Source organism: Paraclostridium bifermentans (assembly GCF_964259345.1).
GTDB lineage: Bacteria > Bacillota > Clostridia > Peptostreptococcales > Peptostreptococcaceae > Paraclostridium > Paraclostridium bifermentans_B.
The window spans coordinates 72,157-86,940 of the sequence record NZ_CAXVJR010000001.1 but is presented as its reverse complement, the minus strand read 5'-3'; the positions used below and the strand labels follow the sequence as shown (position 1 = coordinate 86,940).

Below are 14,784 nucleotides of genomic sequence, written 5' to 3'. Positions count from 1 at the left end.
GATTTGTTGTTCTTTACCTTCATAGAAATTTTCGTCTGATAATATACCACCGCAACTTATTGCAGTATAGCTTGAAGCAATATTGTCTTTATCGCAGATAATCATTACTTTTGGGATTTTTATGTTTTTTGCAACTTCTAAAACCAGCAGTAATTGTTTCTTACCATAACCTTTTTTTCGCTCAATTTAACATCTCCTAATATAAATAATCTGTAGTACGCATTATATAACAATTACGTACTTACTTTTTATGATATGAAGACTATATCCTTATATTTATTTACTAACTGATATTTTTACAGACGATTTCTCCTATTCCTGAAACTGCGAGTAATATTGATATCAATAAAAATGTTGTTGCAACAAAATGATACTCTTGTTTAGTTTTCATTTTAGTTCGCTTTTCTTCATTTGAGATAATAAATACCACCTATCTATAAAATAATATATATACTATATGGTATTAACTTTGAGTAGATATATCAACAATAATATTCAGTAAGTATAGTTTATTAGATAGAGTTTTATCTATAAGTACATTACAATAAAAGAAAAGGGGATTTATAATGGAAAAATATCTAGGAAAAATTGTAAATGTTAAAATTGATAGACCATTAGGCTCTAAGCATCCAAATCATAATCTTATATATCCTATAAACTATGGATATATACCAAACACTATATCAGGAGATAATGAAGAAATAGATGCTTATATTATTGGAGAGTTTGTTCCTGTAAACACGTATGAAGGATATGTAATTGCCATTATAAAACGAGAAAATGATAATGAGGATAAACTCGTTGTATGTAAGGAACTAAATAAGTACAATAAAGAACAAGTAAAAGCATTGGTAGAATTTCAAGAGAGATTTTTTAAGTCAAATATTAAAATGTATTAAAATAAGTAAATTTAAAAGGGGGAGTGAGATAATGCATATAACTACGGATAGACTAGAAATAAGACCATGGAAACTTAGCGATAGTAAAGATTTATATGAATATGCAAAAAGCGAATTAGTAGGACCTAATGCAGGGTGGAAACCTCATAAATCTGAAGAAGAAAGTAAAGACATAATACATATATTTATAAAAAATAATGATACTTATGCAATTGTTCTAAAGTCAGAAGCTAAAGTAATAGGTGGAATTGGATTGCATGATAGAAAGACAGAGGAAAATTTAAAGCATTTAAAACAAAAAGATATTGGATATGTATTAAATCCAAAATACTGGGGAAATGAATATGTTCCTGAAGCAGTAAAAGCTTTAATTGAGTATGGTTTTAATGAAATGAATTTAGATTTAATATGGTGTAGTCATTTTGATTTTAATAATAAATCTAAAAGGGTAATTGAAAAGTGTGGGTTTAAATATAAATTTGAGAAAGATACAACACTTACAGCTTTAGACAATAAAGAAGTAACTACAGTTTATTACAATATTTCAAAAGAGGATTATTTAGATCAAATAAATAAGTAATTATAGAATAAACAATGACTGTATCTTAATGTATAGAATTAATAGATTATATACATTAAGATACAGTCATTATCTTTAATACTTATTAAGCTTTAGTAACTATTCATAATAGTTTACGCTGTAAAGGTATGTATTATCTGTACTAAAAGATATAATTCCATTTTCACCTTCATAATTGTAGGTTTTTAAATCAGGCATAGTATCTTGGATTTCTCCAATATCAATAACTTCCTTTAGATTATATCCATATTCTTTTAGTATCTGTTGAGCCTCATCAAAACTATCTCCATCGTCTATAATTGGAGATTCATTACCTTCTAAGGTTGAAAAATCAAAACTAGCTATTTTAAACACACCCACTGAAAGTGAAAATACACATATCACTAAAGCTAATTCCTTTATAAATTTTGTCATTGTATCACCCTATCTAGATAAATTAAAAGTAAGACTTAAAGTCTTACATAATGCTTTTATTTGAATTATAACCAGATTTTTAATAAATATTTACAAGATATAAAAAATGATTATTAATTGGAGATAGTTTATCAATATATTAAATATAATTGTAGTAGTTATTTTTATGGAAATAGAGAATGAAAACTAGTAAGTAAATTTATGTTAAGGGGAAATGCCTATGAAAAAAAGAAGATATATAATTATTTTTTTACTAACAATTATACTTTTATCAGGATGTAGCTTGTCATTAACTGAAAAGAGAGTACTGAGTAATGAGCAGTGGCTAGAAGACATACAAACTTTAGATAAAGAATTAAAAGAAGAACACCCAAACATATTTAAATATATATCAGAAGAGGAATGGAATAAAAGTATAGAAAGTCTTAAAAAAGATGTAGATAACCTTTCAGACACAGACATAATTTTACGAATATCACAAATTGTAAATACAGTAGGAGATGCACATACTTTTATTCATCCAATAGATTTATTAAAACCAATTGATGAAAAAAAGTTAAATCCAGAAACCATAGTTGAATTTCCTATAAAAGGTGACTATTTTAATGATGGATTTAGAATAGTAGAGTGTGGATCAAATTATCAAAAAATTCTAGGATCAAGGTTAGTAGCTATAAACAATATAGATATTAATACAATACTAAATGATGTAGCAACATTGATTCCAGGTGATTATAAAAATAACCAATGCTCATTAGCTTATGCTAAGTTCTTTATAAATTCTTATGATGTTTTAAAATTTTTTAACGTAATAGATAGCACAAATGCTGAATTTACATTTGAAAATGATAATGGCGAAGAAATAATTCTAAATTTAAAGGCAGTAGAAAAAAATAAAATAAACTATATATCTCCACATAAAAAAGAAATGAAAACTAACATAATTGAAGGCATTGAAAATCCTTACTATTGGTATAAAAACTTTGAAGAAGATAATATTTTATATTTTAGATATAATTCATTTGGAACTAATTACTCTATTTTTAAAGATAATGAAATAGGTGAGCTGATTCCCGACTTTAGAGAAGTTCAAGAAAGACTTATAGATGTAATTAATAAACACGACTATAGTAAGTTTATTATAGATTTAAGGGAAAATGGAGGAGGAGATGTTAATATACGTAATGCCATGATGGAGATGTTCAAAATTCGAACTGATTTAAAGGGCGAAGATATATATGTAATAACTGGTAAACAATCTGGTTCAGCATCTGTTACCTTGGCATGGGAGCTACAAAGTAAGCTAGATGCTAACGTAGTAGGCGAAACTACTGGGGGTAATGTTAATCTTTTTAGTACCCATAATCAAAGTATAGTATTACCTAATTCAGGATTAAATATATATCACTCTTTTAAAGAAAGTATATATGACAAAGACCATATTGGTGGAGTTGTACCTGATTTTGAAGTAATTCAAACTTATGAAGATTATATAAATGGAGTAGATACTTGCTATGAGTATATAAAAGACTTAGATGGAAATAACAAATAGTTAATAATAATGAACTATATAAAGGTGATTTAAATAACCAATAGAAATAGTAAAGTATTAAGTTTAATTTTAGGTGAGGGGATAGATATGGATACTGTAGGTATTTTAGGAACTATACATGGAGATGTTGATTTCAAAACTGAAAAGGTAAATATGTATCCAAGTATAGAAATAGCTGAAAAGGAATTAGAAATAGCAGGACAATTAAATAAAGGGCCATGGACACAGCATTCTATTAATGTGGGATTAGCAGCCAAAATAATCGCTGAAAAATGCATAAATATTAATCCAGATAAAGCATATGTACTAGGACTTCTTCATGATATAGGAAGACGATGAGGTGTAAGTGGAAGAAAACATATAATTGATGGATATAAATTTATGATGGAAAAAGGGTGGTATGAAGTAGCTAGAATTTGTTTGACACATTCATATCCTGTTCCTGATTTTGATAAACAAATAGGCAAAAATGATATGAACTACGAAGAAAGTGAATTTGTAAGGAAATATTTAAATAATATAACTTATGACGATTACGATAGACTGATAATTCTTTGTGATTCAATTGCAGATGATCAAGGCTTTTGTATCTTAGAAAAGAGGTTTGTAAATACAACAAGACGTTATGGTGCATTTCCATTTACTGTGGAACGCTGGAATACGACATTTGAAATAAAAAAATACTTTGAACAACAAATGAATTGTTCTATATATGATATTCTTCCGAATGTAAAGGAGACTACATTAATAGAGGTACCACTATAGAAATTACAAGTTAAATTCTAAGTGAAATTTTGTACAAATACGTATAATATGCTAAAAGATACCTGTAATAGTAAGATTTTTAAGGAATTAAATGGTATAATTAAGTATATTTACATAAGGGAGTACATTTTTTATGAAGTTAAGGGTAATAAGTTTAGGTTGTTTAATTTGTTTATCTTTATTTATGTTCGGATGTAGTAATAAAGATAACAATAATAAATTACAAAAATCAGAAAATGAAATTGTTGATAATCAATTAGATGACTCTCAAAATGAAAAAATAGATGTAGAAGATTTAAAGCTTAAAATGATGAGAGCATCTTACAGTAGTGAAGAAAACCCTACAAATCGTACGATTGAAGAAGCATTAGAATATGTAAAACAAACATTGCCAGAAGGAATAAAAGAAATTGAGAGAAGCTATGAAAGTGAAGTTGGAGTAACGAAAGTTACATATGCAGTAGATGGATTGAACTTTGAAGTAAGATATATGCATCCATATAAAGAAGATGGTAATGGTATTGATGAATATGACTTAAAGAAAACTGTAGGCATTGATTTTGGATTTAAGTAAGAGTTATAAAAAAATAGTATCTTAGTAATAGAGATTATAAATTACTAAGATACTATTTTTTACGCTTAAGGAAACTATGCTTAATGAATATTATTATATGACTTATATAGTTAAGTCATTATCATTTTTAATTTTTATGGCACTTGTAAAGGAATCTGCTATAACAAAACATATAAGACTAGATATGAAATAGATTGCCATACTAGGAGTAATAAAAATGCCTGGTGCTAAATCAATAAACCTCATTCCTCTTACACCTATAATTATAGTTGAAATATACTCAACTATTAAATCTAATAACAGTATAACTCCCATTAATTTAAAATTTTTCACTGTTTCATTTACAAATATACTAACTTTTGAATGGCTAACTATATTAAGTAACAAAATAGTAAGTGCTAAATAGGAACTTAATAAAATTAATAAACTTATTGCAAAAGATAAGCTTTTAATATCTTTTATATTTTCTAAAACATATGGAATAAAAATAAAAATACCGACTATAAGCATCGTACCTAACATAAATGCTAATATAGCTAATGAAGTAGATAAAACCCTTTTTGTTAAACTATTTGACATCTAAATTGCACCCCTTTTAATATCGATTTAATATAATATTAGCAGGTTATATATCGTTTATCAATAAAAAAATATAATTTATTGATATATTATGAATGAAAAACATTATTCTACAAAAAACACATTAAGTTAATTGATTAATATAAAATTACTTTAAAATATAATGTTTTACATAAATAATTAAAAAATCTAGAGGGTACTGAAATAAAAGGAGATTTATTATAAATATGGAACTTATAAGTAAATATGATTGGAGAAAGGGTGAATTTTATGAGTAATTGGTTTGATTTATATAGATCTATAAAAGAACGTTATGGAGATGAACCAGAACATAAACTTATAGAGTACATTGACTTTATTGAAAAAGGAAAGATATTAGATTTAGGAGTAGGATGCGGCAGAAACTCATTATTTTTATCAGAGTTAGGGTTTGATGTAGAAGCAATAGACATTTCAGATAAAAATATAAGTAATTATTTGGCTAAAGCTAAAACACTAAATTTAGATGTAAAAGCTAGTGTTATAGATATTAGAGATTTTGATATAGTTGAAAATGAATACTCTTTAATAATAGTTTCTTGGGTGTTAAATTTCTTTAAAAAAGATGAAATAGATTTAATTATTTCAAAGATAAAAAAAGGATTAAAACCTAATGGAGTAGTTTATTTTGCTGCATTTTCTATATTAGACGATTACTATATAAAAAACTTAGATAAATCTTGTGATGAAAAAAATACGTTGTATTTACAAGAACATAACTGTTATAGATATTACTACACTGATTCAGATGAGGTTTTAGAATTGTTTAAAGACTTAGAAACTATCTCCTTAAATACAGGTATGATACTTGATATAGATAAAGAGATAGGCAATCATTATCATCACATAATAGAGTATTTAGGTAGAAAGTAAAATAGTGTATTTTTATCTGATATAATATATTAAGAAGGGGAGTGGGATTTTATGTTTACATATGAAAAAATAGATTCATCAAGTATTGAAGAAGTAAAAAGAATTTATAAAAAAGAAGATTGGATTGCTTATTTAACCGATGATGCAAAACTAATAAGAGCTTTTGATAACTCCTTATATACACTAGGGGCTTTTGATAATGATAAATTAATTGGATTTATTAGATGTGTTGGAGATGGAGAGCATATGTTGTTAGTTCAAGATTTAATTGTTGATCCTGATTATCAACAGCAAGGTATTGGAACATATCTTTTTAAGACTATAATGAAAAAATATGAAGATATAAGAAGCTTTATAGTTATAACTGATATAGAAGACAAAGTAGACAATAAGTTTTATCAATCTTTTAACTTTAAAAAAATAGCAGATAAACACATGGTATGTTACATTAGATAAGTTTTAGCTAAAATATTAAAAGCTTGATATGTGAAAAAATGCTATGTATGTAGATAATATAAATTATGTCCTTACAATCCAAATAAATGGATTTAAAGGACATTTTTACTAGATATCTTTAAGTGTGTTTTTAGGGAATAGTAATTTATTAATAAGTTTCAACTCTGCTATACTTAAATTAGAAATTTATATAATAGGGGTGAGAAAAAATGAATATTATATCTATTAAAAAACAACCTGAATATGCTTCTATTGCAATAAAATATTTTCAAGAAAAATGGGCAAGTAAAGATAGCCTAAAAGTATATGAAGATTGCATCAATAACTGCATAACATCAAATAGACCACTTCCTCAGTGGTATTTGCTTTTCAACAATGATGAAATTGTTGGGTGTACAGGTTTAATTACTAATGATTTTATCAGTAGAATGGACTTATATCCCTGGGTGTGTGCATTATACATTGAAGAAAAATATCGTGGAAACTCTTACGGAAGTATATTGCTTGATGAAGCAAAGAAAGACGCACTCAATGCTGGCTTTGATAAACTATATTTATGTACTGACCATATAGGGTATTACGAGCACTATGATTTCAATCACATAGGTACGGGGTATCACCCTTGGGGAGATGAATCTCGTATCTATGCAACAGATTTAGCTAAATAAATTTTTATTATTTTATATTTATTTATAAAAAGTCTTAAAATTTCCGTTTAAGGACTAGTTATGTATTTGAGATAAAGTTAATTTGAAGTTAAAGCGGTAATAAAAGGGACTAATCCGGGGTGGGTTTTTGTAGACTCAGTAGAATCACTACGAAATGCTATGGTTTATTCTCAAGGAATTGAAGGGTGGGGATATGGATAATCCAAAATTCAATAATTATATTAATTATTATATTGATAATGAGATTGAACCAAGGTTAATTAAAGACAATATTAATGGATTTGAATTCAGTGGAGAAACAGAGCAATGGTGTTCAGTTCTTGAAGAAATGTTTAAAAATAGAGAATTAGATAAGTCAAAACAGTATATTTATAAATTCAAATATGATTCTTGGAATGGATATAAAAAACGAAAATTAACATATGTTCATAAAAACGTAATTATATATTTAAGATGAAGTTAATGCCCTTAAAATCCAAACAAATGGATTTTAAGGGCATTAACTAGTACTCTTTAAACAAGTTTTTAGGAACTAGTTAAAATTTACTTATCTTTAATCTTTTTATATAAAATTTGTGAAACTAACCCATATATTAAACCTGAAGTAATATATCCTGTTATTTTATCTAACTTTAAAATTTCTAGATTTATATAGAATATCCCAATACAAAGTAATACCCCTACAAGCGAAAAAATAAGTTTATTTTTCATAAGTTCCCCCATTATTTAAGTTATATATTTAATATAGCACTTAGTAAGAAATATTACATAAAGAATTTAAGAGCTATATATCCTAATGCAGATAAATAAAAATCATTCATACCATGTGCAAAAGCTACACCAATTAAACCAGTAGCTTTAAACTTATTTTTATAAATACAAATTATAATTCCAACCATGGTACATATAAAAATTTTTGAAACTCCTCCTGAATCGTAATGTACTAAACCAAATAAAAATGACGATATAATTATGCCTAAAGCATTTGAATTAAATACCCATTTAAGCCTTTCAAGTAAGTAACCTCTAAAAATTAACTCCTCTGTAAATCCAATTATAAAAATACAGTATAAAAATTCGTATAAAAGACTTTTCAACGTAGGAGCATTGAAACTAAACATATTGTAATCTAGTGTAAATATAAAAGGTATAAGTGTTAAAAGGCTCATAATAAAAAATAAACCACTACCTAATGCTAATTGTTTAAACACATTATCTAAACGTAAATCAATGTTTGATAGAGGTCTTTTATCGACTTTGATTACTATAAAAAATATAAACACTATTTGAAATATGTGATAAGAAATATTATTAAACATAGTATCTTGAATTGAGTTTTTATACAGTAATCCACTTAAAGCTAAGATGGCTATAGTTAAAATTAAGGTACATATACTTTTAGTTTTTGTTGTTTTATGTTTTATTTGCTCATTAGTTCCCATTATTACTCTCCTTTATATTGATTCTGAATATTCTTATTATTAATTGTAGTTGTTTTAGTTATATGTATCAACTTATGTAATAAGTCTTAAAATTCAGATTTAGGGAATAATTCGAATGGAAAACTAGTGTATCTACTGAAATTAATATATTTCATTAGGTTCACTAGTTTTATTTTTAGTTATTCTAAATAAAACTTTAGTTTTAAAAGTTTTGTTTAACTATGAACTTTTTAACCATATTGTTAAACTAACTTTGTTTTTTTAGTAAATTAGTATCTAATTTTAAAATTAGCTTTTGAAAATAAATGATAGGTAAAAAATTTTATTAATTGAAATAAGTAATTAATTTTAGAGAATTTTCGTTTATGATGAAATTTAAAGATTATTCAGCTACAATTCAGTATATAGAGAATTATAATTTTTTTAAGGAATATTGATTTATGGGACAAAATGTTAATAAAAAGTATTTTAATAGTTTAAGTATTAAGGACATAATTATGTATTTAATAAATTCAAGAAGAAGTATAAAAATGTAGAGTATGTTTTTCCTTTTTAATGAGGATAGGATAATAAAAAAGTGATTGAGGAAATTAATAAAATTAACCAAATGATTAGCAATTTATTACTTTAGCCTTGTAATAGAAATAATATTGTTAATTGTAGTTTTGGTGTATATAAGAATATTATTTGGGAGGATTTGAAAAATGGCAGATGGAAGTTTCGAAGGTTTATATACATTTCAGGAAGTAGCAAATATTTATGGAATTGATAATTCAACTTTAAGAAAAAGAATTGTTAAAAATAAGTTTGTAAATGAAGTTGAGGTAAAGAAGTTTGGTAAAACATGGCTTATAACTGAACAAGCTATGATTAAGTATTTTGGTAGTGAAAAGTTTGATTTATATAAAAATAAGATAAAAAAATAAAATGTTAGAACACAAAAGGCTACTAAGTAAAGAGGTAGCCTTTTGTTTATTTAAATTTCTCAGGTTTTTCAACTCGCATTTCTAGGATATAACCACAATCAGTACATATTTCAGCTATTACATTTGAACCAGAAAAATTAAGTATATCTTTTAAGGGAAACATTTTTGCATAACCATTTTGCTTACCATAAGCTATTTCACAACTACCACATTTGGGGCAGATTTTATTAATCTCCATTTTGGAGTACCTCCTAGTTAATATATAGTTACTAAATTATGTAGCTTAATTTAATTATAATATACTAATAACCATTATAAAAGAATTGCTATTTATTTAATTTTACAGTGGTACATATTTTAATTTATAGCTATATTATTATATGATAAACAAGAGGTAAAATAGCCTGATGGTTATAATTTCAATGAGTATACCTACTTAATAAATTTACAGATTACCAAGATATATTATTAATATTTATTAAGAAAGTTAAATAATTTTAAATTACCTTCATATTAGTTAATTATCCTCACTACCGTTTCTAGTTGTTGGTAAATTTTTCACCTTATTGTTTAATAATAATAATCCAAATACAAGTATTAAACTATTACTTGAAACAGACAAAATTTTATATACCATAGGACTGATTATATCTTTTAAGTATAAAATATTTTCTACTGTACCTATAGTAAAAGTAATTAAACTCCCTAGTATAAGCATATTTGAACCAACATGCTGTGCATAGTCCCAATGATCTTCAGATTTTAGAGCACTACTTAAACATATTCCAGAATTTAAAGGATTTTTACCCGTTGGTGGATACTTAGGCTTTATTATTTTAAAAATAATACCCAATATTAAGAATAGTACTGGGTATAAATATATTAGCAATATATCTGAATCAATCATATTAATTTATTCCACCTCCTTCAGTATTTACATAACAATGTAAATAGTTCATAATTCATACTTTAATAGAATTGTTTTATTTCTTTTTATATTTTCCTTCAATTTTTTTGACATAGATAACTATCAATGCAATAACCTCTAAAATAATACCTACTGATGAAAGTATAATAAAGGGAGAGTTTTGTTCACACAATGCTACAGGTATTCCTAACAATATAAATAAGACACCGTATACACACCACAATTTTCCTAAGGCTTTATTGTAGGCTTTTATGTTTTTTTCTTCTATTAGAGGTTTTTTCCCATTTGTCCAAAACCCAATAGCTACGTCTTTTTTAGATCTAATACAGTAAATTCCTTCCCAAATAAAGAATATTCCTAATAGTAGCCATATTATAAACACCATTTAATCACCCCTTTTATTTATTATATTTATACAGTATCAAAAACATCTTTATTTCACATTATATACCAATTGTTTACTTGATTTTATTATAGTATTATATTGACTTATTTATTACTGTATATATAAACTGTGGCTTTATTAATTTGAAATCTTTTATAAATTATATATTTGTATATGCGCTTTATGTGGTAAATACCTTCTTTACGACCAAAATTAAATCTATAAGGTCGCCTTTATAAAAAGATTTTACAGCTAGTGGAGTCTATGCATACACTCAAGACGATAGCTTTGAAATACTATTACTTGCCTACGCTTACAATGATGAAGATGTAAATATAATAGACTTGAAAAATGAAGACCTACCAAAACATCTAATAAAAGATATACTAGATGAAAACATAATAAAAACTGCTTTTAATGCAAACTTTGAAAGGATATGTTTATCAAAATACTTTAACAAACTACTATCACCAAATATGTTTAGATGCACGCAAGTTCAAGCTATAAGTTTAGGTTTGCCACATAGCCTAGAAAAAGTAGCTAAAAGTTTAAAATTAAAAGATCAAAAACTTGAAGAAGGAAAAAGTCTAATAAGATTCTTTATGAAAGAAGAAAATATAAAACTGCTTACTTCAAAGGAAGAATCAGAAGCTAAAAGAAACGTAATCAAAGAGTATGAAAAGTTTAAATACTACTGTAAAAAAGATGTTGAGGTAGAAAGAAGTATAAAAAAGGCTTTAAGTAAAATTGAGTTAATAGAAAGTGAACAAAAGCTATGGGAATTAGACCAAACTATAAATGATAGGGGAGTACTTGTAGATAAGGAGTTAGTAGATGCTGCTATTATAATAGATAAAGAAATAAAAGAAGTTATAACAGAAAAGGTTAGAGATATAACAAAACTAAAAAATCCAAATAGTACAAAACAATTTAAAGATTATCTAAACAATAAAGGGATGGTAGTGAACTCTATAAGCAAAGAAAACATGGAAAAACTACTAGAAAAAGAGTATGTTATTAAAAGCGAATTTTATGAAGAAGTAAAAGAGGCAGTAGAGCTAAAGTTAATACTAAGTAAAACCTCTATAAAGAAGTATGAAGCAATGCAAAGATGTTTAGGGAAAGACAATAGAATAAGAGGGTTATTTCAATTTTATGGGGCGAGTAAAACAGGAAGATGGTCAGGTAGATTAGTACAAGTCCAAAATCTACCTCAAAATAAAATTGAAAATTTAGATGAAGCAAGGAAAGTTATAAAAAAGTATAATGAACTAAAATTACCTAGTAGAAATAAATATAATAGAAATAATGTCGATAAAACGATACAAAATTTGTCAAAATGTATAAGAACAACTTTTATACCAAAACAAAATCATAAACTTATAATATCAGACTTTAGTGCAATAGAAGCCAGAATAATAGCATATATATCAAATGAAAAATGGAGAATAGATGTATTTAACAGCCATGGGAAAATATATGAAGCAAGTGCAGCAAAGATGTTTAAGGTAGATATAGAGAAAATAACTAAAGAAAGTGAACTAAGGCAAAAAGGAAAAATGTCAGAAGTAGCACTAGGATACCAAGGGGGTAAAAATGCACTTATAAAAATGGGTGCAACAAAGATGGGAATAAAAGAAGAAGAGCTTGAAAATATAGTAAAGGCCTTTAGATTATCAAACCCTAACATAGTAAAACTATGGAAAGAAGTAGAAAAAGCTTTTATAAAAGCAGTAAAAGATAAAACAATAGTACATATAGGAAAAGGAATAAGCTTTATATATGAAAGAAACATATTATTTATAAAACTACCATCAAAGCGAAAACTAGCCTACATAAGACCAAGACTAGAATATGATTATATATTTAATAAATACATAATAACCTATGAAGGAATAGACAGCACAACAAAGAAATTAACAAGGCTTAAAACTTATGGAGGTAAGTTAGTAGAAAACATAGTTCAAGCAATAGCTAGAGATGTATTAGCATATGCAATGACAAACCTAGATAAACATGGATATAACATAGTAATGCATATACACGATGAAGTAGTACTTGAAGTACCTATAAATACTAATATAAAAGATATAAATAAAGTAATGGAACAAGAAATACCATACTTAAAAAACTTAAATATAAAAGCAGATACAATAGAATCTAAATATTATAAAAAATAGACTCTACTTATGAAATACTAGAAAGGATATAGGATATGATTTACGACAAGGATATTAACATAGCATTAGGAAGAAGTAGAAAAGAAACCAATTGGATAAATAAAACTATTAAATATTCTCAGTTTATAGAAATAATAAAACAAACAAATTACACAAAGGAAACTTATAAAAGGCAATGTATTTTATTTGGAACTACAAATGAAATGGAGTTCTTAAAAGATAAAACAGGTAATAGAAGATTTTGGCCTTTGGTATTAGGTGTAAATCCTAATAGAAAAAATTTATTTAAAGATTTAAATTGATGCATGTTGTTGAAGGTTATTTAATGCATTTGCTATATCAAGAATATCTTGAGAAGTAGCAATAGGTGATAAATTAGAGTAAGTACGGTTTTTAACTATTGTCTTTCCGTCATTGTCTAATCCACAGTCATATTTTATCTTTAGTGATGATGGTTTTTTAGTTTCTAATACTGGCATTTTAAAATCTCCTTTTTAAATTAAATTTATTGAAGTTGCACCTTCTAATTAAAGTTTAGAGGTTTTTAAAATAACTAAATATTAAACAAGTTTAGAAATTAATAATATTAGAGGGGGATAAAATATGGAAAAGTTTTTGAAGTTAGTTGAGACAAAAGATATTCCAGAAGGATGTAGGGATTTGGTCGAGGTATTTGGTATGGATATATTTATTGACCTTGTTGAGTATTGTGGTGGAAGTTGTTTATATTTACCAACACTTAGTTCAGTAGTAAAAAAAGCTAGAAATAGAGTTATAAAAGACTCGTTTGATGGAGGAAACTATAAGGAACTTTCGAAAAAATTTGGAATTAGTGATGTCCAAATTAGAAAAATTGTAAAATAAAATAAAAAATTTACTAAATTTTAAAAACATAATTGTATAAATATGCTAATTATGCTATAATAAAAAATCTATTAAATTTTGAAAGTGAAATTAATGGGTAAATGAAATCTACATAAAATATTATTATAACTACTCTTTATTAAGTGCTACCATAATTATCTTATGGTAGTATTTTTTTGCTTACAATATGAAAAATTTATGAACAATAAATGAAGATTTAGTAAAGAATATTGATTCTGAATTTTTAAAAATATATAATTAATTTATTCCTTAAAGTATTTAATTTGCTAAAAAGTTAAAAAAACAGTTCTTGTTAATTGCGAAAGCAATGTATTCCTGTAAAAAGACTCTCTATATAGAGAGTCTTTTTCTTTGAAAGTATATCTGATTCAGTTTTTTTGTTTATACAAGGTTGTATTTTGTAATTTATGTATTTACTATGAAGAAATATTAATAAATATGAAATTAAATTGATAACTACATGAAGGTTTAGCAAAGTATATTGATTCTAAAACTTTGAGGTTGTATACTATGGTTATTCCTAGGTTAGGTAATTACTTACCAACAATTTTATCCAAATAAAGATGCAATGTTTTTTGAATTACGACAATACGACAAGTGGGAAATAGCCTTCGTGAAAACGAAGGCTATTTTTCTATC

At 25.8% G+C, this 14,784-nt stretch carries 22 protein-coding genes; 14 read left to right on the top strand and 8 right to left on the bottom strand.

Features of this window, described 5'->3' with window-relative positions; all coding sequences use genetic code 11:
• The first annotated feature begins 566 nt into the window (after window positions 1-566).
• Entirely contained in the window at window positions 567-899 is a 333-nt protein-coding gene (locus tag ACEXNK_RS00490) for an inorganic diphosphatase (RefSeq protein WP_373600248.1), read from the top strand.
• A gap of 31 nt (window positions 900-930) precedes the next feature.
• Window positions 931-1,479, top strand: a complete 549-nt coding sequence (locus ACEXNK_RS00485; RefSeq protein WP_373600249.1) for a GNAT family N-acetyltransferase — start codon at window positions 931-933, stop codon at window positions 1,477-1,479.
• 99 nt (window positions 1,480-1,578) lie between these two features.
• On the opposite strand, the gene ACEXNK_RS00480 is transcribed toward ACEXNK_RS00485, so the two are convergent.
• Complete coding sequence (locus ACEXNK_RS00480; protein WP_373600250.1) at window positions 1,579-1,893, bottom strand: hypothetical protein; 315 nt, start codon at window positions 1,891-1,893, stop codon at window positions 1,579-1,581.
• 220 nt (window positions 1,894-2,113) lie between these two features.
• On the opposite strand from ACEXNK_RS00480, the gene ACEXNK_RS00475 reads away from it, so the two are divergent.
• From ACEXNK_RS00475 to ACEXNK_RS00460, 4 genes are all read left to right on the top strand, one after another.
• Window positions 2,114-3,445 (top strand): S41 family peptidase, encoded by a 1,332-nt coding sequence (locus tag ACEXNK_RS00475; RefSeq protein WP_373600251.1) that lies wholly within the window; start codon window positions 2,114-2,116, stop codon window positions 3,443-3,445.
• A gap of 87 nt (window positions 3,446-3,532) precedes the next feature.
• Window positions 3,533-3,784 carry an HDOD domain-containing protein gene (locus ACEXNK_RS00470; protein ID WP_373600252.1) on the top strand — a complete coding sequence of 84 codons (252 nt, stop codon included), beginning with the start codon at window positions 3,533-3,535 and terminating at the stop codon, window positions 3,782-3,784.
• Between the two features lie 42 nt (window positions 3,785-3,826).
• Window positions 3,827-4,210, top strand: a complete 384-nt coding sequence (locus ACEXNK_RS00465) for a hypothetical protein (protein ID WP_373601517.1) — start codon at window positions 3,827-3,829, stop codon at window positions 4,208-4,210.
• Window positions 4,211-4,343: 133 nt separating this feature from the next.
• Window positions 4,344-4,784, top strand: coding sequence for a hypothetical protein (locus ACEXNK_RS00460; protein ID WP_373600254.1), 441 nt, complete (start codon window positions 4,344-4,346; stop codon window positions 4,782-4,784).
• A gap of 102 nt (window positions 4,785-4,886) precedes the next feature.
• Here ACEXNK_RS00460 and ACEXNK_RS00455 read toward each other — a convergent pair whose 3' ends face one another.
• Complete coding sequence (locus ACEXNK_RS00455) at window positions 4,887-5,363, bottom strand: DUF2975 domain-containing protein (RefSeq protein WP_373600255.1); 477 nt, start codon at window positions 5,361-5,363, stop codon at window positions 4,887-4,889.
• A gap of 270 nt (window positions 5,364-5,633) precedes the next feature.
• Between ACEXNK_RS00455 and ACEXNK_RS00450 the strand changes: the two genes are divergently transcribed.
• From ACEXNK_RS00450 to ACEXNK_RS00435, 4 genes are all read left to right on the top strand, one after another.
• Window positions 5,634-6,275, top strand: coding sequence for a class I SAM-dependent methyltransferase (locus ACEXNK_RS00450; protein WP_373600256.1), 642 nt, complete (start codon window positions 5,634-5,636; stop codon window positions 6,273-6,275).
• A 51-nt stretch (window positions 6,276-6,326) separates the two neighbouring features.
• Entirely contained in the window at window positions 6,327-6,731 is a 405-nt protein-coding gene (locus ACEXNK_RS00445) for a GNAT family N-acetyltransferase (RefSeq protein ID WP_373600257.1), read from the top strand.
• 209 nt (window positions 6,732-6,940) lie between these two features.
• Window positions 6,941-7,399, top strand: a complete 459-nt coding sequence (locus ACEXNK_RS00440; RefSeq protein WP_373600258.1) for a GNAT family N-acetyltransferase — start codon at window positions 6,941-6,943, stop codon at window positions 7,397-7,399.
• 193 nt (window positions 7,400-7,592) lie between these two features.
• Window positions 7,593-7,856, top strand: coding sequence for a hypothetical protein (locus ACEXNK_RS00435; RefSeq protein WP_373601516.1), 264 nt, complete (start codon window positions 7,593-7,595; stop codon window positions 7,854-7,856).
• Between the two features lie 86 nt (window positions 7,857-7,942).
• Here ACEXNK_RS00435 and ACEXNK_RS00430 read toward each other — a convergent pair whose 3' ends face one another.
• On the bottom strand, window positions 7,943-8,110 hold the full coding sequence (locus ACEXNK_RS00430; RefSeq protein WP_373600260.1) for a hypothetical protein: 168 nt from the start codon (window positions 8,108-8,110) through the stop codon (window positions 7,943-7,945).
• Between the two features lie 53 nt (window positions 8,111-8,163).
• Window positions 8,164-8,841, bottom strand: coding sequence for a CPBP family intramembrane glutamic endopeptidase (locus ACEXNK_RS00425; protein WP_373600261.1), 678 nt, complete (start codon window positions 8,839-8,841; stop codon window positions 8,164-8,166).
• A 704-nt stretch (window positions 8,842-9,545) separates the two neighbouring features.
• On the opposite strand from ACEXNK_RS00425, the gene ACEXNK_RS00420 reads away from it, so the two are divergent.
• Complete coding sequence (locus tag ACEXNK_RS00420; RefSeq protein ID WP_373600262.1) at window positions 9,546-9,767, top strand: helix-turn-helix domain-containing protein; 222 nt, start codon at window positions 9,546-9,548, stop codon at window positions 9,765-9,767.
• Window positions 9,768-9,813: 46 nt separating this feature from the next.
• On the opposite strand, the gene ACEXNK_RS00415 is transcribed toward ACEXNK_RS00420, so the two are convergent.
• The 3 genes from ACEXNK_RS00415 to ACEXNK_RS00405 form a co-directional block, all read right to left on the bottom strand.
• Window positions 9,814-10,005 carry a hypothetical protein gene (locus tag ACEXNK_RS00415; protein WP_373600263.1) on the bottom strand — a complete coding sequence of 64 codons (192 nt, stop codon included), beginning with the start codon at window positions 10,003-10,005 and terminating at the stop codon, window positions 9,814-9,816.
• A 279-nt stretch (window positions 10,006-10,284) separates the two neighbouring features.
• Window positions 10,285-10,674 (bottom strand): hypothetical protein, encoded by a 390-nt coding sequence (locus ACEXNK_RS00410; RefSeq protein WP_373600264.1) that lies wholly within the window; start codon window positions 10,672-10,674, stop codon window positions 10,285-10,287.
• A 76-nt stretch (window positions 10,675-10,750) separates the two neighbouring features.
• Window positions 10,751-11,080, bottom strand: coding sequence for a hypothetical protein (locus tag ACEXNK_RS00405; RefSeq protein WP_373600265.1), 330 nt, complete (start codon window positions 11,078-11,080; stop codon window positions 10,751-10,753).
• A 344-nt stretch (window positions 11,081-11,424) separates the two neighbouring features.
• Between ACEXNK_RS00405 and ACEXNK_RS00400 the strand changes: the two genes are divergently transcribed.
• Both ACEXNK_RS00400 and ACEXNK_RS00395 read left to right on the top strand, forming a co-directional pair.
• Window positions 11,425-13,260 (top strand): DNA polymerase, encoded by a 1,836-nt coding sequence (locus tag ACEXNK_RS00400; protein WP_373600266.1) that lies wholly within the window; start codon window positions 11,425-11,427, stop codon window positions 13,258-13,260.
• Between the two features lie 35 nt (window positions 13,261-13,295).
• On the top strand, window positions 13,296-13,562 hold the full coding sequence (locus ACEXNK_RS00395) for a VapE domain-containing protein (protein ID WP_373600267.1): 267 nt from the start codon (window positions 13,296-13,298) through the stop codon (window positions 13,560-13,562).
• Here the strand turns inward: ACEXNK_RS00395 and ACEXNK_RS00390 are convergent.
• Complete coding sequence (locus ACEXNK_RS00390) at window positions 13,554-13,739, bottom strand: DUF1659 domain-containing protein (RefSeq protein WP_373600268.1); 186 nt, start codon at window positions 13,737-13,739, stop codon at window positions 13,554-13,556. The two genes, ACEXNK_RS00395 and ACEXNK_RS00390, sit on opposite strands and share 9 nt — an antisense overlap.
• Window positions 13,740-13,863: 124 nt before the next feature.
• Between ACEXNK_RS00390 and ACEXNK_RS00385 the strand changes: the two genes are divergently transcribed.
• The gene (locus ACEXNK_RS00385) at window positions 13,864-14,124 is read left to right on the top strand and encodes a Mor transcription activator family protein (protein ID WP_373600269.1); all 261 of its coding nucleotides are present in this window, start codon (window positions 13,864-13,866) and stop codon (window positions 14,122-14,124) included.
• The last annotated feature ends 660 nt before the right edge of the window (window positions 14,125-14,784 follow it).